At 53.3% G+C, this 23,644-nt stretch carries 25 protein-coding genes; 6 read left to right on the forward strand and 19 right to left on the reverse strand.

The window, feature by feature from the left end; genetic code table 11:
- Positions 1-90: 90 nt before the first annotated feature.
- Both CDH47_RS09610 and CDH47_RS09615 read left to right on the forward strand, forming a co-directional pair.
- Positions 91-576 carry a glutathione peroxidase gene (locus CDH47_RS09610; RefSeq protein ID WP_100639652.1) on the forward strand — a complete coding sequence of 162 codons (486 nt, stop codon included), beginning with the start codon at positions 91-93 and terminating at the stop codon, positions 574-576.
- A gap of 6 nt (positions 577-582) precedes the next feature.
- The gene (locus tag CDH47_RS09615) at positions 583-1,053 is read left to right on the forward strand and encodes a MarR family winged helix-turn-helix transcriptional regulator (RefSeq protein ID WP_239985710.1); all 471 of its coding nucleotides are present in this window, start codon (positions 583-585) and stop codon (positions 1,051-1,053) included.
- On the opposite strand, the gene CDH47_RS09620 is transcribed toward CDH47_RS09615, so the two are convergent.
- Together CDH47_RS09620 and CDH47_RS09625 are read right to left on the reverse strand one after the other, a co-directional pair.
- The gene (locus CDH47_RS09620) at positions 1,013-3,019 is read right to left on the reverse strand and encodes an ATP-binding protein (RefSeq protein WP_100639654.1); all 2,007 of its coding nucleotides are present in this window, start codon (positions 3,017-3,019) and stop codon (positions 1,013-1,015) included. The genes CDH47_RS09615 and CDH47_RS09620 overlap by 41 nt on opposite strands.
- Positions 3,012-3,785: a hypothetical protein gene (locus CDH47_RS09625; RefSeq protein ID WP_100639655.1), complete on the reverse strand. Its 774-nt coding sequence runs from the start codon at positions 3,783-3,785 to the stop codon at positions 3,012-3,014. The genes CDH47_RS09620 and CDH47_RS09625 overlap by 8 nt, the downstream gene beginning before the upstream one ends.
- A gap of 244 nt (positions 3,786-4,029) precedes the next feature.
- Between CDH47_RS09625 and CDH47_RS09630 the strand changes: the two genes are divergently transcribed.
- Positions 4,030-5,049, forward strand: a complete 1,020-nt coding sequence (locus tag CDH47_RS09630; RefSeq protein ID WP_100639791.1) for a LysR family transcriptional regulator — start codon at positions 4,030-4,032, stop codon at positions 5,047-5,049.
- On the opposite strand, the gene CDH47_RS09635 is transcribed toward CDH47_RS09630, so the two are convergent.
- The 8 genes from CDH47_RS09635 to CDH47_RS09670 form a co-directional block, all read right to left on the reverse strand.
- Positions 5,029-5,997 (reverse strand): GNAT family N-acetyltransferase, encoded by a 969-nt coding sequence (locus CDH47_RS09635; RefSeq protein ID WP_100639656.1) that lies wholly within the window; start codon positions 5,995-5,997, stop codon positions 5,029-5,031. The genes CDH47_RS09630 and CDH47_RS09635 overlap by 21 nt on opposite strands.
- 4 nt (positions 5,998-6,001) lie before the next feature.
- A complete protein-coding gene (locus tag CDH47_RS09640; RefSeq protein ID WP_100639657.1) occupies positions 6,002-7,153 on the reverse strand; it encodes a JmjC domain-containing protein in 1,152 nt (383 codons plus the stop codon).
- Between the two features lie 16 nt (positions 7,154-7,169).
- On the reverse strand, positions 7,170-8,537 hold the full coding sequence (purB, locus tag CDH47_RS09645) for an adenylosuccinate lyase (protein ID WP_100639658.1): 1,368 nt from the start codon (positions 8,535-8,537) through the stop codon (positions 7,170-7,172).
- A 92-nt stretch (positions 8,538-8,629) separates the two neighbouring features.
- Complete coding sequence (gene hflD / locus CDH47_RS09650; RefSeq protein WP_100639659.1) at positions 8,630-9,274, reverse strand: high frequency lysogenization protein HflD; 645 nt, start codon at positions 9,272-9,274, stop codon at positions 8,630-8,632.
- Positions 9,271-10,446, reverse strand: coding sequence for a tRNA 2-thiouridine(34) synthase MnmA (gene mnmA, locus CDH47_RS09655; RefSeq protein ID WP_100639660.1), 1,176 nt, complete (start codon positions 10,444-10,446; stop codon positions 9,271-9,273). Before mnmA ends, hflD begins: the two co-directional genes overlap by 4 nt.
- Before the next feature lie 51 nt (positions 10,447-10,497).
- Positions 10,498-10,947 carry an NUDIX hydrolase gene (locus CDH47_RS09660; RefSeq protein WP_100639661.1) on the reverse strand — a complete coding sequence of 150 codons (450 nt, stop codon included), beginning with the start codon at positions 10,945-10,947 and terminating at the stop codon, positions 10,498-10,500.
- Complete coding sequence (locus tag CDH47_RS09665) at positions 10,944-11,582, reverse strand: pseudouridine synthase (protein WP_100639792.1); 639 nt, start codon at positions 11,580-11,582, stop codon at positions 10,944-10,946. Before CDH47_RS09665 ends, CDH47_RS09660 begins: the two co-directional genes overlap by 4 nt.
- Before the next feature lie 167 nt (positions 11,583-11,749).
- Positions 11,750-12,046: a cold shock domain-containing protein gene (locus tag CDH47_RS09670; RefSeq protein WP_100639662.1), complete on the reverse strand. Its 297-nt coding sequence runs from the start codon at positions 12,044-12,046 to the stop codon at positions 11,750-11,752.
- Positions 12,047-12,375: 329 nt separating this feature from the next.
- Here CDH47_RS09670 and clpS point away from each other — a divergent pair, with 329 nt between their 5' ends.
- Both clpS and clpA read left to right on the forward strand, forming a co-directional pair.
- Positions 12,376-12,735 carry an ATP-dependent Clp protease adapter ClpS gene (gene clpS, locus CDH47_RS09675; RefSeq protein WP_100639663.1) on the forward strand — a complete coding sequence of 120 codons (360 nt, stop codon included), beginning with the start codon at positions 12,376-12,378 and terminating at the stop codon, positions 12,733-12,735.
- 18 nt (positions 12,736-12,753) lie between these two features.
- Positions 12,754-15,024 carry an ATP-dependent Clp protease ATP-binding subunit ClpA gene (gene clpA, locus CDH47_RS09680; RefSeq protein WP_100639664.1) on the forward strand — a complete coding sequence of 757 codons (2,271 nt, stop codon included), beginning with the start codon at positions 12,754-12,756 and terminating at the stop codon, positions 15,022-15,024.
- Between the two features lie 99 nt (positions 15,025-15,123).
- Here the strand turns inward: clpA and infA are convergent, their stop codons facing one another.
- The 9 genes from infA to CDH47_RS09725 form a co-directional block, all read right to left on the reverse strand.
- Positions 15,124-15,342, reverse strand: a complete 219-nt coding sequence (infA, locus tag CDH47_RS09685) for a translation initiation factor IF-1 (RefSeq protein ID WP_096781506.1) — start codon at positions 15,340-15,342, stop codon at positions 15,124-15,126.
- 132 nt (positions 15,343-15,474) lie between these two features.
- The gene (locus CDH47_RS09690) at positions 15,475-16,188 is read right to left on the reverse strand and encodes an arginyltransferase (RefSeq protein ID WP_100639665.1); all 714 of its coding nucleotides are present in this window, start codon (positions 16,186-16,188) and stop codon (positions 15,475-15,477) included.
- Positions 16,189-16,902 (reverse strand): leucyl/phenylalanyl-tRNA--protein transferase, encoded by a 714-nt coding sequence (gene aat / locus CDH47_RS09695; RefSeq protein WP_100639666.1) that lies wholly within the window; start codon positions 16,900-16,902, stop codon positions 16,189-16,191.
- 261 nt (positions 16,903-17,163) lie between these two features.
- A complete protein-coding gene (gene trxB, locus CDH47_RS09700) occupies positions 17,164-18,117 on the reverse strand; it encodes a thioredoxin-disulfide reductase (RefSeq protein WP_100639667.1) in 954 nt (317 codons plus the stop codon).
- Positions 18,118-18,261: 144 nt separating this feature from the next.
- Entirely contained in the window at positions 18,262-19,173 is a 912-nt protein-coding gene (locus tag CDH47_RS09705) for an AAA family ATPase (RefSeq protein WP_100639668.1), read from the reverse strand.
- A 7-nt stretch (positions 19,174-19,180) separates the two neighbouring features.
- Positions 19,181-20,116, reverse strand: coding sequence for a carbon-nitrogen hydrolase (locus tag CDH47_RS09710; protein ID WP_239985688.1), 936 nt, complete (start codon positions 20,114-20,116; stop codon positions 19,181-19,183).
- Positions 20,113-21,165, reverse strand: coding sequence for an agmatine deiminase family protein (locus tag CDH47_RS09715; RefSeq protein WP_193601633.1), 1,053 nt, complete (start codon positions 21,163-21,165; stop codon positions 20,113-20,115). The genes CDH47_RS09710 and CDH47_RS09715 overlap by 4 nt, the downstream gene beginning before the upstream one ends.
- Before the next feature lie 108 nt (positions 21,166-21,273).
- The gene (locus CDH47_RS09720) at positions 21,274-21,576 is read right to left on the reverse strand and encodes a hypothetical protein (protein ID WP_100639669.1); all 303 of its coding nucleotides are present in this window, start codon (positions 21,574-21,576) and stop codon (positions 21,274-21,276) included.
- 103 nt (positions 21,577-21,679) lie between these two features.
- A complete protein-coding gene (locus CDH47_RS09725; RefSeq protein WP_100639670.1) occupies positions 21,680-22,267 on the reverse strand; it encodes a PilZ domain-containing protein in 588 nt (195 codons plus the stop codon).
- Positions 22,268-22,392: 125 nt separating this feature from the next.
- On the opposite strand from CDH47_RS09725, the gene CDH47_RS09730 reads away from it, so the two are divergent.
- Positions 22,393-23,634, forward strand: a complete 1,242-nt coding sequence (locus CDH47_RS09730) for a lipoprotein-releasing ABC transporter permease subunit (RefSeq protein ID WP_100639671.1) — start codon at positions 22,393-22,395, stop codon at positions 23,632-23,634.
- Positions 23,635-23,644 lie beyond the last annotated feature (10 nt).

Here is a 23,644-nt window from a genome sequence, read left to right on the forward strand (position 1 = left end):
GCCTCCAATTAAATCGTGCACAATATAAAAGTGCCAGCGTGAAAAGCACCTGCATTCGCAGGTATTCATGATTCAGCCTAGGAGAAGCAGGTGGCTAGCAATTCCATATATGACTTCACTGTTCGAGACATCAAAGGCAATGAAAGGGCCATGGCCGATTATCAGGGCAAGGTTCTGTTGATAGTCAATACCGCGAGCAAATGTGGATTGACACCGCAGTTTGAAGGCTTGCAGTCGTTGCATGAAGAGCTGGGTGAGCAGGGCCTGGAAGTGCTCGGATTTCCGTGCAATCAGTTCATGAATCAGGATCCTGCTGATGACGATGCTATCAGCGAGTTCTGCAGCCTGAACTACGGTGTCGATTTTCCGATGTTCTCAAAAATTGACGTAAACGGAGATACCGCACATCCCTTGTTCAAGTTCCTGAAGGCGGAGGCGAAAGGGCTTCTTGGATCGGAAAAAGTGAAATGGAATTTCACGAAATTTCTGGTAGGTCGCGATGGTAAGGTTTTGCACCGTTACCCGCCCACCACCAAGCCTGAGGACATCAAGGCCGATATTGAGAAACTGCTGTAGGTAGTGATTTTGGACGATTTGCTAGCGCTGGATAACCAGATTTGTTTTAGTCTTTATACGGTCAACCGGGCGATTACCTCACGGTATCGGCCCTTGCTGGCAGAGCTTGGGCTAACTTATCCCCAGTATCTTGTGATGCTCGTACTTTGGGAGCGCGCCCGAACGGGCCAGGCAACTCGGGTTTCAGATCTTGGGAGCCGGTTACGGCTTGATTCAGGCACGCTTACGCCATTGCTGAAGCGACTGGCTCTGCGCGGACTCATCAATAGAGAGCGTAGTCGGGCAGACGAACGAGTGGTGGCAATATCGTTGACCCTTCAGGGTTCAGATCTCCGAAAGCGTGCGGCAGAGGTACCAGTGAAACTGCTCTGCGGCCTGGATGTTGAACCAGAGCGCCTGATTGCTCTGAAGCATGAGTTGGATGACGTGCTAAGGGCTATTGAGACTCAGGGTGCTGGAGCGGTGCCCAACGAGTGATCGCCTCACTCAGTTGGCTGCGGTTGTAGGGTTTGGTGATGTAATCATTCATGCCGCTGGCAAAGCAATCATCCTTGTCTCCCTGCATCACGTTGGCTGTAACTGCGATTATCGGCAGGTTTTTCCAGGAAGGGTTTTTGCGGATTCTTCGTGTTGTTTCGTAGCCATCCATCACTGGCATCTGACAGTCCATAAGCACCAGGTCGTAATGCAGTTGCCCTAGAGCTTCCAGTGCCAACTGGCCGTTCTCTGCAATGTCGACGTGGTGCCCCATTTTTTTCAATAGGGAGCGGGCCACCATTTGATTTACTTCATTATCTTCAACCAGCAGTATCCGTAACGGGTCTTGGGACGACTCCGTGCCCTTGGTTAAACCGAAGGCCTTTGAGGGTTGTTCCGTGCTCTTGATGTCCTTGTTGTTATATACCGGCAAAGGCAGGGTCACAGTAAAGGAGGTCCCTTGGTGTTCTTTGGATTCGACTGTTATTTTACCATGCATGCGCTCAACTAATTGGCGGCAAAGTGTCAGGCCCAAGCCTGTGCCGCCATACAAACGTGTGGTTTGTCTGTCGGCCTGAGAGAAGGGCGAGAAGATCCGGCGCAGGCCTTCTTTGCTCATTCCTATACCGGTATCGGACACGTTAATAGTCACGGTGCCAGCGGCGTAACTTGCGTCTATGCGAACGCTGCCCTTATCAGTGAACTTGATCGCGTTGCTTAACAGGTTGTTCAGTATTTGACGGACCCGGGTCGGGTCACCCAGGAATTGGCTCGGAAAGCCAGGTTCGGTTTCTGCAACGAGTTCAATCTCCTTTTTCCGGGCTTGCTGAGTATGCAGTGTTGCACACTCGTCAATTAAGCCGCGCACATCAAAGGGAATGGTTTCCAGGTTGAGCTTTCCGGCTTCGACTTTTGAAATGTCGAGAATGTCGTTAAGAATGCCAAGCAGGCTTTCACCTGCAGAAAAAGCGATTTCAAGGCGGTGGCGTCTGCTGGCGTCAGGCTCACTCTCCATAGCGAGTCCCAGCATGCCAAGCACGCCGTTCAGGGGGGTGCGTATTTCGTGGCTCATGCTGGCGAGGAAGTTTGCCCTTGCCCGGGCTCTGCGCATGGCGTCTTCTTTGGCTCGTATCAGTGCCCGGTTGCCCCGCTGCAGTGCCTGATTCTTGTCGGATATTTCCCGCGTCCGGCTTTCGACCTCATGCTCCAGTTCGCTGGAGTAATTTTTCATGGCACTTTCTGCTTCCCGCAGTTGGGCCAGGGTGATATCTATTGTTTCCAGATGCTGGTTGATGATCCCCACCATTGCGCCAATCTCATCCTGTTGGTGGCCTGGGGGGATGGGTAACCGTATCTTTTCCGGCGAACCTGCCTTTACTTCGCTCAGTGTGCTGATGACACTGAGCATTGGTCTTGTCAGCAACAGATAAAAAATGCCAAGTAAGGAAGCTGAAAGAATCAGGCTTTTCAGAAACCCGCTAATCAGCGTGTAACTCGCGCGCTCTAAAAACTGCAAGCCGTAGTGGTAAGTATCAATGGTTACAACAAGTTGCCCCAACGAGAGGCTGCTTAGCTGGGTAACCCGCAGTTGCTGGCTGAACACCATGCTTGAGCCAAACAGCCGGTCACTGATCCAACGATAGGGTGAGTCCTGGCTGCGCTTGCTGGCAGCCGCCATGGTACTGCCATCACTATCGACAATTCTGGCGTCAATGGTGGCCGGGTGTCGGAGGAGCCCGTGCAGCAACTCTTCAGCCAAGCGAATATCGATGTTATAGGCAATCTGGGAAGCGGGGCTGTGGCTGATTTCTATCAGCGCTTGAATGTCTCCCTCCATGGAGTGCCGGGCGGCAAAGTAATCCAGGGTGATTTGTACAATATTAAGAATAACCCCAAGCACCATCGCGATCAAAACCGTGTCGCGGGTCAGGCGATACGAAAGGCGGTGTTTGAAGCCTTTAGTCATCGTAGTCGGCTTTTTTCTTCCAATCTTCATCGTGAAGAAAATCGTCCCACTGTTTGTCGAGCTGTGAGCCAGATTCTGAAGCTTTGGCGTTATCCCCTTCTATGATCAGCGCTTCCAGCTCCTTGATCCGTATTCTGAAGCTTTTGACTGCTTTAACGGCAAGCGGGTTGTCCTGGGATTTGCCCATTTCTGTACTGGCCAGATGGTAAGCGTGGATGGCTTTGCGTATCTCGTTCTGACGGATAAGGTCGCGGGCCTGGAAAACATGCAAATCGGCATGAGTTTTGTGTACCAGAAACAAAATGTACTTGAGGTTTTTCCTGGCTGTTGCGCCGTCTATGCGGCCACTTTTGTGCATGGATTCAATCAGTTTGAACAGGTTTTGCAGCAGCTCTTTGGCGTAGTTCGATTTCTCAACTGAGTCGATCTTTACAGGCCTTACCTCGTCGCGGTTTTCCCGAACCAGGGTTTTTCTTTGTTGTGCAGACTCGCGCCACTTCCCGATGGGCAGGTCAGATTTGAGGCCGGCCAGGTCATTGCAGATATCTTCCATGCGTTTGAGCAATAAAAGCTTGAGTTCAGGAGTCAGATATTGCCCGGGAATATCAGAAAGAAGGCGGTCACACCGCTTATAGTTGTCTCTGAGCGCATTGATTTTCCGAAGACGCTCAATTCGTGCCTTTTCGCGCATTTGACTGACGACAATAACGACAATCGATATTACAACAATGGCTGCCAAGGCAAGAACAATAGTAGTGGTATTCATTTTAGTGTGATAACCCCGGCTTAATGGCGAGCAAGACTCGCGACAGAATTCTGGCGCGGCAGACCGATACTTCCGACAAGTGTCAGAAAGATTAGCAGAAATTCCGCATTGAATCCTGAATCATAAATGAAAGATCGTTTTGTTTATTGATTCTGTGAATTGTTCGCATGCTGTATATTAAAGGAATGAATGGTCGCGAGGCATGTATTCGGCCAATGGTTTTCCTTATGTCCGGGAGTTGCTTATGAATCTTTCACGTATTGATCTCAACCTGCTTGTTTATCTTGATGTTTTGCTGAGGGAGCGTAACGTAACCAAAGCGGCAAATCATCTTGGTATTACCCAGCCGGCAATGAGCAACAGCCTGCGCCGTTTGCGGAATTTGTTTGGAGATCCTTTGCTGGTGCGAACAAGCGAAGGCATGACCGCTACAGAGCGCGCACAAGAACTGCAGCCGTTGGTAAGAGGTATCCTGGCTGACATTGAGCAGGCAGTGCAGGAAAAAACGCCTTTTGAAGCCCTTGAAAGCCAAAGGGTGTTTCGCATTATGGCCAGTGACTATGCAGAATCCTGTCTGATGCCCAGGGTATTACGGCGAATCCGGCAGGAGGCGCCCCATGTAACTCTGGACGTTCTGACTCCGAGTGATGTCAGTTTTCTGGATGTGGAGCAGGGGCGTCTGGACATGGCCATTAACCGATTTGACAAAATCCCCCAATCGTTTCACCAGAAAACACTGTGGATCGAGTACTTTGCCTGTTTAATGAATGCCCGGAACCCGATACTCAAGCAGCCTTTTACCTTGGATACCTATTTGGATGCCAGCCATATATGGGTTAGCAAAACCGGCTTTGGTGTAGGTGTCGGGGTGAACCCGAACGATGTGCAACGGCTTGGTTGGGTTGATGAGGCTCTGACTCGCATGGGTAGCAAACGCCAGATTTCAGTGTTCACCCGGCATTATCAGTCAGCGATGCTGCTAGCGGAGCAGCACGATCTCATTGCCACGCTGCCGTCCCGGGCTGCCTGGCTGCAAAAAGACAATGCCAACCTGGTTGTAAAGATTCCACCTTTTGAGATTCCCCCTTTCGAATTGAAAATGGCTTGGAGCCCATTGTTGCAGCATAACTCGGACCATCAGTGGCTGCGTCGGTTGATAACAGAGGTGGCGGAAGAGGTTGATGAAGAGTTTGCACCCTTTGGAGCACGCTTTGAGTCGGCAGACACGCCCATGGCGCACCAATCAGATAGGGAGTTCCCGTAGTTCAAGGGAATTGTGACCAGTGTTCCACATACGCTGGAATTCTTCAGACAGCATCCGCACACGTCCGTTGTCGGAGAAGCCTGCAAATCCCGTTGGGCGGGTAAAGTCATGCCGATATAATACGCCTTCGCGGTCCGCAAGAAGGAATGGATGGTCTTCATGGGAGAGGTTACTGTTGATCAGCCTGAGGTCAATACGACTGGGCAATCGCCGCATAAGCTCCACGAGTTGGTGACGGCGCTTTATCAGCGGCTTGTCATCATGGATCAGCAGGCGAATTTCACTGTGCCTATGACGGCGGGCAAGGCCGGATATCAGTTCCCGGAACCTGGTGCGGTCATAAAGATCATGGTCCAGTATCCGGTCATACAGCCACAGCCGCTGGCTGGTTTGGCCAACCATAGAGTCCATCAGGCCAACAAGACTGCTCGCATCATCAAAGAGCCAGGAGTGGGCATCTGCACCCAGTTGCAAGGGCTTAGGTCTCTCCAAGCTGATTTTGAGCCCAATTAGCGCTGGTGCCAGACAGCGCATGTCCAAATGAGGTATGCCGGCATCGTCGTAGGGCTCGGAGCAAACATGAAACCCGGAGCGCTGATAAAACTCAATGGCGTGCTGCTGAGCAGACAGTTTTAATTCCTGGTACTCCCCGGCGGACGCTGTGATCAGGTGCTGAAGCAGAGCCTCACCGATACCTCGTCCGCGAAACTGCGGCAGTACGGCCATGCGCCCTATGTGGCCGGTTTCGTCCAGGGTTGAAAACAGTCTGGCCACGCCTGCCGGTGTGTTGTCTGGTAGCACCGCAAGAAAGTGATCGGCGATTTCGTCAGTGCTGTCCCATTCCAGCTCTGGCGGGACCCTCTGTTCTTCAACGAAGACTTTCTGGCGGATCTCCCGGATATGCCGCGGAGCAAGTTGCCAGCTGTATTTGCGAATCCTTATGGTCATGGCTTCACTCGAAATATACAGAGCCTTGATTATAAAGGTTGGTCAGCAGGCCGAGCAGAGCGGAGTCTTCGGCAAATTGCTTTAGCGCGTCCTTGTCGATGCGCGCCCCGGCACATATTAAAGGCGCAAAAGGGCGTGCTTCGCCTCTGAGCAAGAATTGCTCACCGTCAACAAACAAGGCAGTTTCGTCGTTTATCTCGTGATACGCAAAGCGGGAACCTTCATTCCAGCGTAATTGCTCGCCCGCGCGCATGGCCTCCGCCAGGTCGTGATCAGTCGCAGGTTCGTCGGCTGGCACCACCACATCCATGTTTTTGGGTGCTGTAGCGTATTGCCCAAACCATAAGGCTAGCTGGCGCTTATCCTCAAGCTTCTCGGTCAGAATGGCTTGTAGCCGGTCAATTACCGTCGGGGCGATAGTGCCGGGGTTCTCCTGAACCTGCAGGTCCGGGTCATTCATGTGCTCATCAGCCCCGGGCTGATTACACAGGAAGTCGGTAAACCCCGTAAGCAGGTCGTCTATGGTAGGTGCACGAAACCCTACGGATAAGGTAATACAATCATTTTCGGCAATGCCGTGATGGCCAATACCCGGGGGTAGATACAGCATATCGCCGGGTTCCAGAGTGACGGTTTCTTCGCCTTCCCAGCTGCTGAGGATGCGTAGGGGCGTGCCGTCTACTCGGGGTGACGTTGCGTCGCAGCGACCACCGAACGTCCAGCGACGATTGCCCTGTCCTTGCAGCAGGAATACATCGTATTGATCGTAGTGAGGGCCTACGCTGCCACCCTTGGGCGCATAGCTGGCCATAATGTCGTCCAGGCGCCAGTTGGGAACAAAGCGAAAGTGCTCCAGTAGATCGGCAACCTCAGGAACCCAATGATCCAGCCCCTGAACCAGCAGTGTCCAATCTTGCGCCGGCAGCTTGCTGAATCGATCTTCCGGGAAGGGGCCGTTATGCAGCTGCCAGGGCTTACCGTTATCATTTTCGATAATGATGCGGGACTCCACACCCTCTTCGCAGGCAAGGCCCGCCAGTTCTTCTGCATCGACAGGGCACTGGAAGCCGGGAAATGCCTGGCGGATGACCAGAGGCTTTTTCTGCCAGTAGTCCCTCAGAAATTCCGAAGGCGAAAGTCCGCCAAGCATATCCATGGTGCGCTTCCTCAAGTTAGATATTGCGAGCCTGATCAACGGCGTTGCCGATGTAGTTGCCCGGAGTGAGTGCCATCAGTTCCGCTTTGGCGCTGTCTGGCATCTCAAGGGTTTCCACAAAGTTCTGGATCACCTCGGGCGTCATGGCTTTACCGCGGGTCAGTGCCTTGAGTTTTTCGTAGGGCTTCTCAATGTTGTAGCGGCGCATTACCGTCTGGATCGGCTCTGCAAGCACTTCCCAGGCGTTGTCGAGATCTTCGTCAAGGCGCGCAGGGTTGATCTCCAGCTTGCCCAGGCCTTTCAGGGTGGCTTCGTAGGCAATCAGGCTGTGGGCAAAGCCGACGCCCAGGTTGCGCAGAACGGTGGAGTCGGTCAGATCGCGCTGCCAGCGGGAAATCGGTAGCTTGGCAGACAGATGTCCAAGCACTGCGTTAGCAATCCCGAGGTTGCCTTCGGAGTTTTCGAAATCAATCGGGTTAACCTTGTGGGGCATGGTGGAGGAACCCACTTCGCCTTCAATGGTTTTCTGCTTGAAGTAACCCAGTGAAATATAGCCCCAGATATCCCGGTCGAGATCAATCACGATGGTGTTGAAGCGGGCAACGGCATCGTACAGTTCGGCGATGTAGTCGTGGGGTTCAATCTGTGTGGTGTACGGGTTGAAGTCGAGGCCGAGGCTTTCAATAAACGCCTTGGCGTTGGCGGCCCAATCTACTGCAGGATAAGCAGAGATGTGCGCGTTGTAGTTGCCTACGGCGCCGTTGATCTTGCCCAGTATCTCTATGTCACCAATCTGCTTGATTTGCCGGCGCAGGCGGTACACCACGTTGGCGAACTCTTTGCCTACGGTGGTTGGTGATGCAGTCTGGCCGTGGGTGCGAGACAGCATGGGCTGGTCAGCGTGCTCTTTGGAGAGGTCGCCCAGCATATCGGCAACCCGGTTCATGGCTGGCAACAGGCCTTTGTCCAGACCTTCACGTAGCATCAGGGCGTGGGACAGGTTGTTGATGTCTTCCGAGGTGCAGGCGAAGTGAACGAATTCGGTGACTGCGTGCAGTTCCGGAACCTCGGCGATTCGCTCCTTGATAAAATACTCAACGGCTTTTACGTCGTGGTTTGTGGTGCGCTCGATCTCCTTGATACGCTCAGCATCTTGCAGGCTGAAACCATTGACCATTCCATCAAGGAAAGCGTTCGCTTCAGTGCTGAATGCTGGAACCTCAGTGATCTCTGGGTGCGCCGCCAACTGCTGGAGCCACCGGATTTCTACCGTCACACGGTTCCTGATCAATCCGTACTCGCTGAAAATACCGCGGAAAACGCTGACTCTGCTGCCATAGCGTCCATCGACCGGGGAAATGGCGGTCAGGGCGTTGAGTTCCATTGAAAACCTCTCAAATAATCAAAGAATCGAATCAGAAAAAAATGGGATAATCCATAATACACCAGCATGGCTGGTGAATCAGTCGCAACAGATCAGTTATCAAAAGAGCGGTTGGCTTTCTCTGCGAGTTGCCGGGCATGCTGGATCACCTTGCGGCGTGCCAGAATCAGTTGCCAGCGGCGTCCTCCGGATTGCCTCCAGAGCACTGCTGAGCGGATGCCCGCAAGCAGGAGTGCGCGAACTTTTGCTGCATTATCATCCTGTTGTAGCAATGATGGGTTACCGCTAACCTGGATGCGCAGGCTGAAGGTGCTGATGGTATCTGTGTAAATAGAGGCCAGATTGCTGATCAGGTTCGGATGCACAAAACCAAAATGACTGGCGGTGTGCCGGGCCTGCTCAATGCGGCTGCCAATCACTTGCAGCATATCCTTGTTCCGGTTGAGCTTGGATTCCAGGTGAATGAGGTTCAGTACATAGCGCAGCACCTCGATATCCTGCTGTTTTTTTTGTTCGCTCATAACCGCCGAAAGCGTAATCAGGCCTTCACGAATATCCGTCAATTCACCGCCATAAACATCAAGGGTGTTAGCGGGTTGGGTGGCAAACAGTGAGCGCAGGCAGGTTTCCATGCTGGTTTGGTTACAGCTACCGTTATTGGCAATTTGCTGGACCAGGTTGGCAGCTTGAAATACGCCCGCAAGTGCAAGGGTCTGGTCGTGTATCGACCGGCTCATAGGTGAGAGTCCTGAGTATGTGCAATGCGATCTGGCAGGGCTTCTCCGTCGCGCCAGGTTTCCGTAATAACGCCACCACCCAAGCAGATGTCACCGTCATAAAAAACAACGGACTGCCCCGGTGTTACAGCTCTTTGGGGAGCATCAAAAACAACTTGCACACCGCCGTCAATTACTGTGACTTCACAGGCCTGGTCCGGTTGACGATAGCGAGTTTTTGCCATACAGCGAAAGGACTCTGCTGGCGGCTCACCGGCAACCCAGTCGATCGGGTCGGAGAGTAAACCGCGAGAGAAAAGAAGTGGGTGATGCTTGCCCTGTACTGCAAGCAATACGTTGCGGTTCAGATCTTTCTCGGCCACGTACCAAGGCTCATCACTGAAGTTACTCAACCCACCGATACCAAGGCCTTGGCGCTGACCAATGGTGTGATACATAAGGCCCTGGTGACGGCCGATTTTAATACCATCCGGGGTTTCAATGTCACCTGGTTGCGCTGGCAAATACTGTTTCAGGAAGTCGCTGAATTTGCGCTCTCCAATAAAACAGATGCCAGTGGAGTCTTTTTTATCATGGGTGATGAACCCTTGTTGCTCAGCAATCCTGCGAACTTCGGGCTTTTCCAGTTCACCTACGGGGAACAGGGTTCGAGCGATTCGATCACCTGACACTGCATGCAGGAAGTAGCTCTGATCTTTGTTGCCATCCAGACCCTTTAGCAAATAAGCTTTACCTGAGCCGTCTGAAAGCGGGCGCTGGCGGGTATAGTGCCCGGTAGCGATATAGTCAGCACCCAAGGTGATGGCGTAGTCAAGAAATGCCCGGAACTTGACCTCTTTGTTGCAAAGAATGTCCGGGTTAGGGGTGCGGCCCGCTTTATATTCAGACAGGAAGTGCTCGAAAACACGATCCCAGTATTCAGCGGCAAAACTCGCAGTATGGAGTTTGATTCCGATAGCATCGGCCACAGCTTGGGCATCTGCCAGATCGGTCATGGCAGTACAGTATTCGGTGCCGTCATCTTCATCCCAGTTCTTCATGAACAGGCCTTCGACCTGATACCCCTGATCCTTTAATAGCCAGGCCGCAACCGATGAGTCGACACCGCCGGACATACCGACGATAACTTGGGCGTTTTCGGGTGAGCGGGATTGGGAAGATGTATTCGTCATGATAATTCGGGGCACCGGTGAAAAACGCGATAGTTTACCATTTCGCACCGGTTACGTCTGCGAATCAGCGATCACATCCAATGGAAAGCATCGACCACTTCGGTAATCCTCTATGCTTTTGAGAACCAGAGGGCTGCGCAACTTGTCACCTAGCTGCCGAATGTCGTCGAGTGATAGCCAGTGCGCAGCAATAATGCCTTTGTCCAACTCATCGGTTACCTGCTGTTGTGCCTTGCCAATAAAACAGAAGCGGTAGTAGGTCACTCCGTTTGCCGGTGCTTTATAAGTATAAAAGCCCAGAAAGTGTTCGGGCTCAATTTCCCAGCCGGTTTCCTCCAGAGCTTCACGTCGAACAGCATCCAGAATGGGTTCGTCTTCCTCAACATGGCCAGCTGGCTGATTGAAGACAATTTTACCACTGCTGCGCTCTTCAACCATCAGAAAGCGGCCTTGGGTATCTTCAACCACCACGGCTACCGTTGCGTGTGGGGTCCAGGTCATGGGTTTCGTCCTCTCCTTGGTTTGCTGGTCGAGTGCTTGTGTCTCGGGCGTTTTCCGGGTTGTGAGGTTGCAGGTAAGTGGATGGGTATTGTTCGGGATTCGCCCGGTGCAAGCCCATCCAGCGACCAGTCGCCAATACGATAGCGGATCAGTCGTAATGTTGGAAACCCGACGGCGGCGGTCATTCTCCGAACTTGCCTGTTACGCCCTTCGGTGATGGTCAGTTCAAGCCAGCTCGTGGGTACTGTGTTGCGTTGGCGCACTGGTGGAACCCGGGGCCAGATGTCCGGTTCTGCTATTTGTCTGGCTTTTGCTGGCCGTGTGGGCCCGTCTTTGAGCGTCACGCCTTGAGCGAGCTTGTCTATAGCGTTGTTTGAAATGCTGCCTTCAACCTGAACCCAATAGGTTTTTGGTACCTTCTGCCCAGGCGAGGCAATTCGGTGTTGGAGCATGCCATCACTGGTAAGTAGCAGAAGCCCCTCGGAATCGTAATCCAGCCGTCCTGCTGGGTAGATGCCCGGAATGCGAATCCAGTCAGCAAGAGTGCCCCGTGGCTTTTGCCTGCCAGCCATGGATTCATCAGTAAACTGACAGAGCACCTGGAAGGGTTTGTTGAATAGAATGAGGTCTGCCACAGAGTCGGCTCCAGGGCGGTGTAACAGTATGCGGCGATAAAGGTTACGCAGAAAAAGCAAGGTTTGAAAGCGCAAGGCAGACATATTTACCTTGCGCGAATAATTAAGCCCACCGGGTTGGTCCGGCAGAAAGATTCAGTCTGCGGGGGGCTTACCTGAGGTGTTTATCAGGAATTCGCGGCGCGAGATTGATAATGTCCTGGATCAGTTGCCGGCGCGGCCGCATCGGTTGCGCCCGCTTGCGTCTGCCCATCGGCCTGTTCATCGGGCACGATGTTCACAGCATGGACACCTTTGTCGCTAGGCTTTTTCTCGAAACTGACTGTCTGGCCTGCTTTCAGTGTCTTATAGCCATCCATCTGCACAGATGAAAAGTGGGCAAACAGGTCGTCACTGCAGCCATCTTCTATGATGAAACCGTACCCTTTGGCATTGTTGAACCACTTTACTTTGCCTCTTGGCATGATGAACTCCCCTGTTCTTTTGCTGTCACTTGTTGTTGTTAGTCATGAAAACCGGCTCTGAGTCTTAATTTTGCCAGTTTCAGTTGCACAACAATGTTACATGAAATGCTCATATGTTTACATTATTTAACACTACAGGTTAACTGTCGGCGAAAGCTTGGGTCGAGTCAATAGCCTGTATTGCGGTATTGTGTGGTTGAACCTAGTCCGGAAACGGTATCATGTTCGTATAGTTGATTATTTCACGCCCGGGTCTGGAACTGACTTGAAAACCCGGGACCAGGCAACCACATTAATGATTGAAGGACACCGATAACCGGAAAAGAATGATGCGGACTATCGAAAATTCTCTACTAGTATTAAACCAAGGGGAGGAAGAACTGCCTGGGCGTCATGATGAGCTCAGCGTTGCTCCCGAAAAGCCTGCACTGAAGCGTCCGGCACAATACAAGGTGATGCTTCTGAACGACGATTACACACCCATGGATTTTGTTGTGGATGTGTTGATGACATTCTTCGGAATGAATGAAGAAAAGGCGACGCAGGTGATGCTGCTCGTCCATACGCAAGGAAAAGCCGTATGCGGGGTTTATACCCGGGACATCGCGGAAACAAAGGCGGCACAGGTGAACCAGTATTCCTCTGAATGCGAACATCCGCTCCTTTGCGAGATTGAATGTGCAGACTGATAGACGTTGGGGTGGCCTATGCTGAGCAAAGATCTTGAAATTACGCTGAATACGGCTTTTAAAAGTGCCCGCGACAAACGCCATGAATTCATGACCGTAGAGCATTTATTGTTAGCTCTGTTGGAAAATGAATCTGCAGTGGGTGTGCTCAAAGCCTGTGGCGCAGATCTCAAACAGCTCCATGATGAGCTGGTCGAATTTGTGGACTCTACAACACCGCTGATTCCAGGTAGCGACGATGAACGCGAGACCCAGCCAACGCTCGGGTTTCAGCGAGTATTGCAGCGTGCTGTGTTTCATGTGCAGTCCTCTGGCAAGAAAGAGGTTACCGGTGCCAATGTGCTGGTCGCCATTTTCAGCGAGCAGGAAAGTCAGGCCGTGTACGTGCTGAAGAAACAGAGCATTGCACGGATTGATATCGTTAACTTTGTGTCCCACGGGATTTCCCGTGTTCAGGGCGCTGAAGATCAGGAAGGTATCGAGCAAGCCTCCCAGGAAGAAGCAGGCGAAGAGGGCGGGCAGTCCAAGCCGCTGGAAACATACGCAACCAATTTGAACGAGCAAGCACGTCAGGGCCGCATTGATCCGTTGATCGGTCGCGAGCATGAGGTTGAGCGCGTGGTGCAGATTCTGGTTCGCCGGCGCAAGAACAACCCGCTGCTGGTGGGTGAGGCTGGTGTGGGCAAAACAGCCATAGCTGAAGGTCTGGCCAAGCGTATTGTGGATGGTCAGGTGCCAGAGATTATTGCAGATGGTGTTGTATATTCGCTGGATCTTGGCGCTTTGCTTGCAGGAACCAAGTACCGTGGCGACTTCGAGAAGCGCCTGAAGGCTCTGCTGGCAGAATTGAAGAAACAAAATCATGCCATTTTGTTTATTGATGAAATTCACACCATCATCGGCGCAGGCTCTGCTTCTGGCGGTGTGATGGACGCCTCTAACCTGCTTAAACCAATGCTGGGTTCAGGGGAGATTCGCTGCATAGGCTCCACTACCTATCAGGAATTTCGCGGTATCTTCGAGAAGGACAGCGCTTTAGCCCGTCGCTTCCAGAAAATCGATGTGAACGAGCCGAGTGTTGAAGATACCTATCAGATTCTCAAAGGCCTTAAGCCGAATTTCGAAAAACACCACGATCTGGAATACACAGACCAGGCCTTGCGGGTGGCTGCCGAACTGGCAGATAGGTACATCACAGATCGCCACTTGCCGGACAAAGCCATCGATGTGATCGATGAAGCGGGTGCAAGGCAGCGACTGATGCCCGAGGACAAGCGTGTGAAAACGGTAGATGTCGCGGAAATTGAAGATGTCGTTGCCAAAATTGCACGTATTCCGCCCAAGAACGTGTCCACCAGCGACAAGGATCTGCTGCGCAACCTGGAGCGTGATCTCAAGATGGTGGTGTTCGGTCAGGATCCAGCTATCGAGTCTCTCACCATGGCCATCAAGCTTGCTCGTGCTGGCCTGAAGGCGCCAGAAAAACCGCAGGGTTCTTTCTTGTTTTCCGGGCCTACCGGTGTTGGTAAAACAGAGGTAACCAAGCAGCTTGCGAAAGCCCTTGGTGTTGAGCTGGTTCGGTTTGACATGTCTGAGTATATGGAGCGTCATACCGTCTCTCGCCTGATTGGCGCCCCTCCGGGATATGTGGGCTATGACCAGGGTGGGTTGTTAACCGAAGCCGTTAATAAGCACCCACATTGCGTTTTGCTGCTGGATGAAATCGAGAAGGCGCACCCGGAAGTGTTCAACCTGCTTCTGCAGGTTATGGATCATGGTACTTTGACCGATAATAACGGGCGTAAGGCTGACTTCCGCCACGTTATTCTCGTGATGACCACCAACGCCGGAGCTGAAAGCATGGCCCGTCGGTCTATGGGCTTTAGCGAGCAGGATCACAGCAGTGATGGCATGGAGATTATCAGTAAAACCTTTACGCCAGAGTTCCGTAACCGCCTGGATAGTATTATCCAGTTTGGCGATTTGCAGAAAGGCACTATCACTCACGTAGTGGATAAGTTCCTGACCGAGTTGCAGGCGCAGCTGGATGAAAAGCACGTGGTGTTGCATGTGGATGATGCAGCCAAGCTGTGGCTTGCTGACAAGGGCTATGATGTCACTATGGGTGCACGCCCCATGGCACGGCTGATCCAGGATAAGATCAAGCGCCCGCTTGCTGAGCAGATACTGTTTGGCCGGTTGTCAGAGAAGGGCGGGGATGTGTTTGTCCACCTCAAGGATGACGAGTTGGTGTTCGACTATGAGGACGAACCTGCTGAGGCCCTCTAAGGTGGCTGGCAGCTCTGCTGCTATGTATGGGCACTAACAAAAAACCGCTGCAGTAATAGTAATGCAGCGGTTTTTTTATACTTCAATGTCGCCTTTGTCTTAACGGGCGCGGTATACAATCCGGCCTTTGCTCAGGTCGTAAGGTGTAAGCTCAACCTTGACCTTGTCGCCGGTGAGGATGCGGATGTAGTTTTTGCGCATCTTGCCAGAGATATGAGCGGTAACAACATGACCGTTGCTCAATTCGACCCGGAACATAGTGTTTGGAAGGGTATCAAGAATAACACCTTCCATTTCAACGACATCTGACTTCGCCATTCAGTAAAAACCTCTATTGGGAAAACTTTTCGTAATTTTAAATTGCGCAATTCTGCCTGATTTGTAGCCGTTTGGCAAAGAGAGTTCTTTGATACACGTAAATAAGGGGGGCAATAGTCTCATGTTTTGGTGCTATTCGGTTTCTAAAGTTCGCCACTGGCCATCGTGCAGCGCTTCCATGGGTTTAAAGCGAGTTTTGTAGTTCATCTTCTGGCACTCTTTGATCCAGTAACCCAGATAGAGGTGCGGCTGTTCACGCTTTTTGGTTTCTTCAATCTGCCAGAGCACGGCGAAGGTGCCCAAGCTACGGCTCTCCAGTGCAGGATCGAATACGGTATATATGGCGGAAAGTCCGTCGTCCAGAACATCCACTGCAGCAAGCCCTACCAGCGCTCCATTTTTGCGCATTTCAAGGAACCAGGAGTCAGTGGAACCTTCTACCAGAAAAGATATGAACTGTTCCCGGGAGGGTGGGTACATGTCGCCATCTTTATGGCGTATCTCCACATAGTTGGCATAAAGTCGATAATAATGCTCACTGAAGCTGGCAGGTACCAGTGTGCATTCAATGTCGCTGTTTTTTTTCAGCACCCTGCGCTGGTTTCGATCCGGGCGGAATTCATTTACGTTCAGTCGTACCGGGATGCAGGCGTTGCAGGCTTCACAATGAGGTCTGTAATAATGCGAACCGCTGCGCCGAAAGCCCAGTGCAGTAAGCTGGCTATAGAGTTTCCTGTCGATGTGGGCGCGCGGATCGACGAACATGGTTGTCGCTTCGCGATCAGGTAGATAGCTGCAGTCGTGGGCTGGTGTTGCGTAGAACACCAGGGTTCTCAGACTACTCATTTATGCCTCCGGCAGGTTCCACTGCCAGTCGAATGTCCAGTTGGTCTGGTTCGGTTTTTTGTCTGCGTGCTCACTGATTATAGATAAGAACTCGCTCCTGGGTAGTGTGCGTGCACCCATGCTGAGAAGGTGGTCGCTTTCAACCTGGCAGTCCATGATGCGGTAACCCCAGATTTTTAGTTGATGGGCCAGGTGGACCATTAGTACTTTGGAGGCATTGGTTTCCAGGGAGAACATGGATTCGCCAAAGAAGCATTGCCCAATGGCCAACCCGTACATGCCGCCGGCCAGTTCGCCTTTGTTGTTCCAGACTTCTATGGAGTGGGCCACGCCCTGGCGATGGAGGGCGGAGTAACTGGCAATCATGTCATCGGTTATCCAGGTACCTTCGCTGCGCGTGGAGGCACACAGGCGAATTATGCGGCCAAAGACCTGATCGGCGGTTACGCTGAAGCGACGTTGGTTTAAGGTTCGGCGCAGGCTCCGGGATATGTGTATGTCTTCGGGGAAGAGTACGCAGCGTGGGTCTGGGGACCACCAGAGTATGGGTTGGTCGTCGCTGTACCAGGGGAAGATGCCGCTGCGGTAGGCGAGGATCAGGCGTTCTGTGGAAAGGTCACCACCTAGAGCAAGAAGGCCATCGGGGTCACCGAGGGCTTCTTCGGCTGGGGGGAACCACAGGTAGTCGGGGTCTAGCCAGGGTAGTGAGGTCATCCTGCTTCAGTTTTGTACCGGGTTAGTTTGCTTCTTGGAATTGGGAGTGTCAGCCGGAGGGTGGGGCCTTCTGAAACACGCTGTGAATACGTCCTTGTACGCTTGGCTCCGCCATCCATGGCTCCGCACAGTTTCAGAAGGCCCCACCCTCCGTCTTCGTCAGACTTAAATATTGCCTGCTCTTGGTGCAATTTAAGTAAGCATAGCCTCACCTGCCTTATCGGCGGGAAAGCTACCTTATTCAGTTTCGCTGAATTAGGTTTAACCCTGCTGATCCAGAAACTTCTCGGCATCCAGCGCAGCCATGCAACCAAAACCGGCTGAGGTTACAGCCTGGCGGTAAACGTGGTCGGCTACGTCGCCGGCAGCGAATACGCCCGGGATGCTGGCCTGGGTGGCCATGCCTTCGAGGCCGGACTGGATTTTGATGTAGCCGTTTTCCATGTTCAGCTGACCTTCGAACAAGCCGGTGTTGGGTTTGTGGCCGATAGCGATGAAGACGCCTGCCAGGTCCAGTTCACGGGTGGAGTCGTCCTTCATGCTTTTGATGCGCATGCCGGTAACGCCGGTACCGTCGCCCAGGACTTCGTCGAGGGTGTGATCCCAAACGATGTTGATGTTGCCGTTTTCGGCTTTGTCGAAGAGTTTGTCCTGCAGAATTTTCTCTGCGCGCAGGCTGTCGCGGCGGTGTACCAGGGTGACTTCGTCGGCGATGTTGGAGAGGTACAGGGCTTCTTCAACGGCGGTGTTGCCGCCACCGATAACGGCGACTTTCTGTTTTTTGTAGAAGAATCCGTCGCAGGTGGCGCAGGCGGATACACCCTGGCCTTTGAATTTTTCTTCGGATTCCAGGCCCAGGTACATGGCGGATGCGCCGGTGGCGATGATTAGCGCGTCGCAGGTATATTCACCGCTGTCGCCTTTGAGGCGGAATGGGCGGGTCTGCAGGTCGGCTTCGTTGATGGTGTCGTAAACGATGTTGGTTTCAAAGCGCTCGGCGTGTTTGAGCATGCGCTGCATCAGTTCCGGGCCTTGTACGCCGTCGTTGTCACCGGGCCAGTTGTCTACATCGGTGGTGGTGGTGAGCTGGCCGCCAACTTCAATGCCGGTGATAAGGGTCGGTTGGAGGTTGGCTCTGGCTGCGTAGACAGCGGCGGTGTATCCGGCGGGGCCAGAACCGAGGATGATTAGCCGGGAATGTTTGGTTTCGCTCATGGGGGGTCTCTCGTTAATTCGGTATGTGTCGGGCTCATTCGGAGCCAATATTGCGAGGAAGATCAAAAGCCTATCACGAATGCAGCAAGCTGCCAGTTGTTTTGGTCAATTCCCCTGATAAAGCCATGCTATCTACCTGCCCGGTCACTCCAGAACAGAGACGCTGGCCAGAAGTTGTCTTACCCGCTCTGCGCTTTTGCCGGATTCGCCTTGTTCCAGGCGGTGCTCGGCAATTGACGGAAATACGGCCTGAATGTCGTCCGGCAGGGCGTGTTGGCGACCTTGCATCAAGGCCCAGGCTTTTGTGGCTCGAAGTAGTCCGAGACCGGCTCTGGGCGACAAGCCGTAAAGCAACCCGGGCATCCGGCGGCTTTGATCCAGCAGGCGCTGTATGTAATCCAGTAACGCCGGGCTGGCAGTGACGCGGGTTACCTGTTCCTGAAGTTTTTCCAGGTCGGTTTCGGTAAGCAGGGTAGCAAGCCGGTCGGTCAATATGCGGCGGTCTTCACCTTCCAGCAACTCCCGCTCGGCTCTGGGGTCGGGGTAGCCAAGTCGAATACGCATCAGAAAGCGGTCAAGCTGGGATTCCGGTAGTGGGTAGGTGCCGCCTTGTTCTGTGGGGTTCTGGGTGGCAATCACAAAGAAGGGGTGTGGCAATGGGCGGGTTTCGCCTTCAATGGATACCTGGCGTTCTTCCATGGCCTCAAGCAAGGCGCTTTGCGTTCGTGGTGAGGCACGGTTGATTTCATCCGCAAGAATAACCTGTGCAAAGATAGGACCCTGGTGAAATACCAGGCTCCCGGCTTGCTTGTCGTACATGGAGTAGCCCAGTACATCTGCCGGCAGCAGGTCGTTGGTGAATTGAATGCGCTGATAGCTGAGGCCCATCACTTTCGCCAACGCATGTGACAACGTGGTCTTGCCCATGCCTGGAATGTCTTCAATCAACAGGTGGCCGCTGGCCAGCAGGCCGCAGAGAGCCAGGCGAACCTGGCGCTCTTTACCTAGCAAGATCTGGTTCAGTTCGGTAACTACGTTGTCCACCAGGTTTTTCATTCCGGGTTCAGTCCCTTACTCTTTTGAGAATGTCGCCATAAGCGTCGATGCGCCGGTCTCTGAAGTATGGCCATATGCGTCGAATGGACTCGCTGCGGTGGCAATCAAGGGTGACGCTCAGTATGCACTCGGTGTTGTCGTCGGCGCGAGCCAGGAATTCCCCCTCGGGGCCGCAAATAAAGCTGTTACCCCAGAACAGAATGCCGTCAGATTGCCCGCTGGGGTCCGGTTCTGAGCCAACCCGGTTGGGGGCAATCACCGGCAGGTTGTTGGCCACAGCGTGCCCACGCTGAACGGTAATCCAGGCCTCCAGCTGGCGGGCTTGTTCATCCGGATCATCGGTTATGTCCCAGCCGATGGCGGTAGGGTAAATCAGTATCTCAGCTCCGGCCAGTGCCATCAGGCGAGCGGCTTCCGGGTACCACTGGTCCCAGCAGACGAGAACCCCGAGTTTACCTACGGAGGTGTCGATGGGAGAAAAACCGCTACGACCATCGTTAAACTGGGCATCGCCGGGTGTGAAGTAAAACTTTTCATAGAAGCCTGGATCGTCCGGAATATGCATTTTGCGATACAGCCCTGCAATAGAACCATCGCTCTCAATAACCACCGCAGTGTTGTGATAAACGCCGTTCATGCGCCGTTCGAAAATGGAACCCACGATGACCACCCCAAGCTCTCGAGCGAGGCTTGAGAGCCTCTCGCTTGTGGGGCCCGGGATGGGTTCTGCCAGGTCGAATATATCGGTGTTTTCAGTCTGGCAAAAATACTGGGTGGCGTGAAGCTCCTGCAGGACGATCAATTGAGCACCGCCAGCAGCGGCTTCACGAAGCAGCATTTCAGAGGTGGCCAGGCTGGCGGCCTTGTCTTCGCTACAGGCTTGCTGAACAGCGGCAACTTTGAGTTGGTCAGCACGCATGCTGCGATTCCGGTGGTTGCTCATAGTGTGACGACTCCTTCGGGAATCTGCATGGTAACGCAATGCAGGCTGCCATGTTGCTTCACCAGTGGGCGGCAATTTATGGGGATTATCTCCCGGTCAGGGAATATTCCGCTCACAATACGAATAGCGTCTTCATCTTGAGGTACATCGTATATTGGTAGTAGTACTGCGCCGTTAATGATCAAAAAGTTGGCGTAAGTTGCCGGGAGGCGCTCGCCTTCATCACCAAGCACCGGGTCGGGCCAGGGTAGAGCGGTGAGCTTGTAGGGCAAACCATCGCGCTGGCGGAATTCCTGAAGGTCTTCCTCCATGGCTGCCAGAGCACTGTAGTGTTCGTCTGCCACATCCGGGCAGGTCACGTAGCAGATATGATCCGGGGCGCAAAAGCGGGCCAGAGTATCTATGTGGCTGTCGGTGTCGTCACCCGCAAGATAGCCGTGGTTGAGCCAAAGAATGCGATCTGCACCCAGAGTTTCGGCCAGGAGTCGTTCAATGGCACTGCGATCCATGGATGCATTGCGTGTAGGGGTCAACAAGCACTCGCTGGTGGTTAGCAAGGTGCCTTCGCCATCGGATTCGATGGAGCCACCTTCCAGTACAAAGTCCACTGCCTGCATGGGGGTGTTTCCAAATACACCAAAATTGGCAAGATGACGGTTCAGGGCGTCGTCTTTTTCCCAGGGGAACTTGCCGCCCCAGGCGTTGAACCGAAAATCCAGCAGGGTCGGAGCGCCGTCGGTGATTACGGTAATGGGGCCGTGATCCCTTGCCCAGGTGTCGTTTGCGGGTGCAGGCACGGCATGCACACAACCGGGCAGGTTTTGTCTGCTGGCCCAAGCGTTGAGATCGCGCTCAAGATCCTGCAATCGGATCACGTGTTCACAGCTGATAACCAGATGCTGGAAGCGCAGAATCGAGCGGGCAATTTCAAGAAATACGGGCTCAACCTCGTCGATAATTCCTGCCCAGTCAGTACCTGGGTGGGGCCAGGTAAGTACAACGGCACTCTGGGGTGCCCACTCAGCGGGCAACACGCGTCTGGATGTCACGTTACAGTCACCTTAAAATTGCAAAAGCCGCCATTCTAACCAAATGGCGGCGTATCGTCAGGGGGTGTATCCGGTGGTGCCGGGCGGAAAGGGCTTGGTCTGATAAATTCAGCGCTTGGGTGTGAGCACAGAGTGGATCACCCGGTCGCCCTCGAAATACACCACAAATTTGCCATAGTGCCACTGACTGATGGGCGGTTGCCCTATTGGGCCTTTTATGGAATCCGGCTGCCCCCAGGAAGCTCGTACCGACGCCTGCGTCATACCGGTGCGCGGCATGCTTTGCTGGTTCCTGTCGGCCTGGCTGCCCACAGGTACTCGAAGGTCTTCAGCGAATGCGCCTGAAAGCGGAGTCAGTGTGAGTATGATTGCAGTTGCCAGTGCGCCAGCCAGCGCTCGCTTCATTGTCATTGGTGATTCTCCATTAATTCGGGGGTCTCCGGTAAGCACTCCGGGACATGGATAAAACGTAATATCCGAGAAATACAGGCAAAAGTCACATGTTTTCGCCAGTTTACTCTTTTTGCCGTTGGCGAATCTGCAAGCGCATCACATGTCGGGCGATTTGCTGGCGATCACTATCATGAATCCGGATAAAGCCTGTGTGAACCCTTGCTCTGCCTGTTTCGTCGGCTTGTACGTCCAGAACCTGTGCCATGGCACGGGGTTGGAATAGTTCGGGGAGCAAGGTCATGCGAACTGCAAGCCGGTCCCCAGTCTGCCATGCTTGTGGGTCGCTGGAAAAGGCCAGGCCGCCCTCGCTTAGAGTTACGTCTTGCCAGTCGCCCGGTTGCAAGGGATTTTGCTGAAAGGCCATAATGCGCGCAAGCGTATCCAGCTTGCCGTTCAGGGACTTTACTAATCCGGTCAGCTGGCGATCCTGATCTGCAATGCTGGCGAGCTGAGATTTTATATCCTGATCGAGTCGCCTGAAATCGGCCCTCAGATCTTCCAGGTGGTCATCATCGAAAAGGTTGCTATCGGGATCGGCTGAATGCGGCAGTTTGCGGGCTTCCAGGCCAATCCGGTCTTCGATGCGGAAAAATTCCCGACGCTCAGGTAGATTGTCTGCCGATTCTGAAGGTGTGTCTTCGGTGTGCATTCGAGGCTCCGCGGGCAAGTATTTTAGCCAGAATGAAAAGTTTAGCAGTTTCCCGCTCCGCTGAAAGGCTGCGGCAGGGAATTCCAGACCACGACCGACCTGAAGGTAGCGACAGGCACCTCTCCATGTTCAGACCCTTATCGTTTTATATCGGCTTGCGGTATACCGCAGCCAAAAGACGCAACCACTTCATATCCTTCATATCCCTCACCTCCATGATCGGGCTGATGCTGGGGGTTGCGGTGCTTATTATTGTGTTATCCGTGATGAATGGTTTCGATCGGGAGCTCAAACAGCGAATCCTGGGCATGGTGCCCCACGCAGTGATCCAGGGCAGCGGACCGCTGGATGACTGGGAGTCGGTAGATGCTCAAGTGCAGCAGCATCCGAGAGTGCTGGCGGCCGCTCCGTTTGTTCAGGGGCAGGGCATGGTCACCGGTGGTGGCGATGTGCGGGGTGTAATGTTAAATGGCATTTTGCCTGAAGAGGAACGCTCCGTTTCCATCATCGAGAACCACATGATTGAAGGCAGGCTGGATGACCTGATTTCCGGTGAGTTTGGCATCATCGTGGGTCGAACCATGGCTGCCAGTCTCCGTCTGCAGTTGGGTGACAGAGTGACCGTGGTGCTACCGGAGGCGTCAGTGACACCCGCCGGCGTACTGCCCCGCCTCAAGCGCTTTACGGTCAAAGGTGTGTTCAGTGTTGGCGCCGAGCTGGATGGCAACTACACACTTATTCATATGGATGATGCTGCAAAGCTCATGCGAACCGGCGGGAAAGCCCAAGGTGTGCGGCTGTTGGTAGATGATCTGTTTGCAGCTCCAAGGGTTGCTGAACAAGCTGCAAGAGGGCTCTCCGGGCGCTACTATGTTTCCGATTGGACTCGAACCCATGGCAATCTGTTCCAGGCCATTCGTATGGAAAAAACCATGATTGGCCTGCTGCTGATGTTCATCGTCGCGGTAGCTGCGTTCAACATTGTTTCTACGCTGGTGATGGTTGTAACTGACAAAACGGCGGATATTGCGATTCTGCGCACCATGGGGGCAACGCCGGGGCGTATCATGAGAATTTTTATTGTGCAGGGCGCAGTGATCGGTTTTTTCGGAATCCTGATTGGCACCACCCTTGGTGTGTTAGGTGCGCTCAATATCAGTGCTTTCATATCCTGGCTTGAAGGTGCCATTGGTCAACAGTTCTTGAGTGCAGATGTGTACTTCATCAGCTATTTGCCTTCACAGCTTCAATGGCAAGACGTGGCCATCATCAGCGGTGCTGGTCTTGCCATGAGTTTACTTGCGACCATTTATCCGGCGTGGAGAGCTTCACGGGTAGACCCTGCAGAGGCTCTTCGTTATGAATAAGGACACTGAT

Origin of the sequence: Marinobacter salexigens (assembly GCF_002806945.1) — a bacterium.
GTDB lineage: Bacteria > Pseudomonadota > Gammaproteobacteria > Pseudomonadales > Oleiphilaceae > Marinobacter > Marinobacter salexigens.

Coding starts and splice junctions, on each gene's coding strand:
- CDH47_RS09620 (WP_100639654.1), bottom strand. CDS start 3,019: ATGACTAAAGGCTTCAAACACCGCCTTTCGTATCGCCTGACCCGCGAC.
- CDH47_RS09625 (WP_100639655.1), bottom strand. CDS start 3,785: ATGAATACCACTACTATTGTTCTTGCCTTGGCAGCCATTGTTGTAATA.
- CDH47_RS09630 (WP_100639791.1), top strand. CDS start 4,030: ATGAATCTTTCACGTATTGATCTCAACCTGCTTGTTTATCTTGATGTT.
- CDH47_RS09635 (WP_100639656.1), bottom strand. CDS start 5,997: ATGACCATAAGGATTCGCAAATACAGCTGGCAACTTGCTCCGCGGCAT.
- CDH47_RS09640 (WP_100639657.1), bottom strand. CDS start 7,153: ATGGATATGCTTGGCGGACTTTCGCCTTCGGAATTTCTGAGGGACTAC.
- purB (WP_100639658.1), bottom strand. CDS start 8,537: ATGGAACTCAACGCCCTGACCGCCATTTCCCCGGTCGATGGACGCTAT.
- hflD (WP_100639659.1), bottom strand. CDS start 9,274: ATGAGCCGGTCGATACACGACCAGACCCTTGCACTTGCGGGCGTATTT.
- mnmA (WP_100639660.1), bottom strand. CDS start 10,446: ATGACGAATACATCTTCCCAATCCCGCTCACCCGAAAACGCCCAAGTT.
- CDH47_RS09660 (WP_100639661.1), bottom strand. CDS start 10,947: ATGACCTGGACCCCACACGCAACGGTAGCCGTGGTGGTTGAAGATACC.
- CDH47_RS09670 (WP_100639662.1), bottom strand. CDS start 12,046: ATGCCAAGAGGCAAAGTAAAGTGGTTCAACAATGCCAAAGGGTACGGT.
- clpS (WP_100639663.1), top strand. CDS start 12,376: ATGCGGACTATCGAAAATTCTCTACTAGTATTAAACCAAGGGGAGGAA.
- clpA (WP_100639664.1), top strand. CDS start 12,754: ATGCTGAGCAAAGATCTTGAAATTACGCTGAATACGGCTTTTAAAAGT.
- infA (WP_096781506.1), bottom strand. CDS start 15,342: ATGGCGAAGTCAGATGTCGTTGAAATGGAAGGTGTTATTCTTGATACC.
- CDH47_RS09690 (WP_100639665.1), bottom strand. CDS start 16,188: ATGAGTAGTCTGAGAACCCTGGTGTTCTACGCAACACCAGCCCACGAC.
- aat (WP_100639666.1), bottom strand. CDS start 16,902: ATGACCTCACTACCCTGGCTAGACCCCGACTACCTGTGGTTCCCCCCA.
- trxB (WP_100639667.1), bottom strand. CDS start 18,117: ATGAGCGAAACCAAACATTCCCGGCTAATCATCCTCGGTTCTGGCCCC.
- CDH47_RS09705 (WP_100639668.1), bottom strand. CDS start 19,173: ATGAAAAACCTGGTGGACAACGTAGTTACCGAACTGAACCAGATCTTG.
- CDH47_RS09710 (WP_239985688.1), bottom strand. CDS start 20,116: ATGAGCAACCACCGGAATCGCAGCATGCGTGCTGACCAACTCAAAGTT.
- CDH47_RS09720 (WP_100639669.1), bottom strand. CDS start 21,576: ATGACAATGAAGCGAGCGCTGGCTGGCGCACTGGCAACTGCAATCATA.
- CDH47_RS09725 (WP_100639670.1), bottom strand. CDS start 22,267: ATGCACACCGAAGACACACCTTCAGAATCGGCAGACAATCTACCTGAG.
- CDH47_RS09730 (WP_100639671.1), top strand. CDS start 22,393: ATGTTCAGACCCTTATCGTTTTATATCGGCTTGCGGTATACCGCAGCC.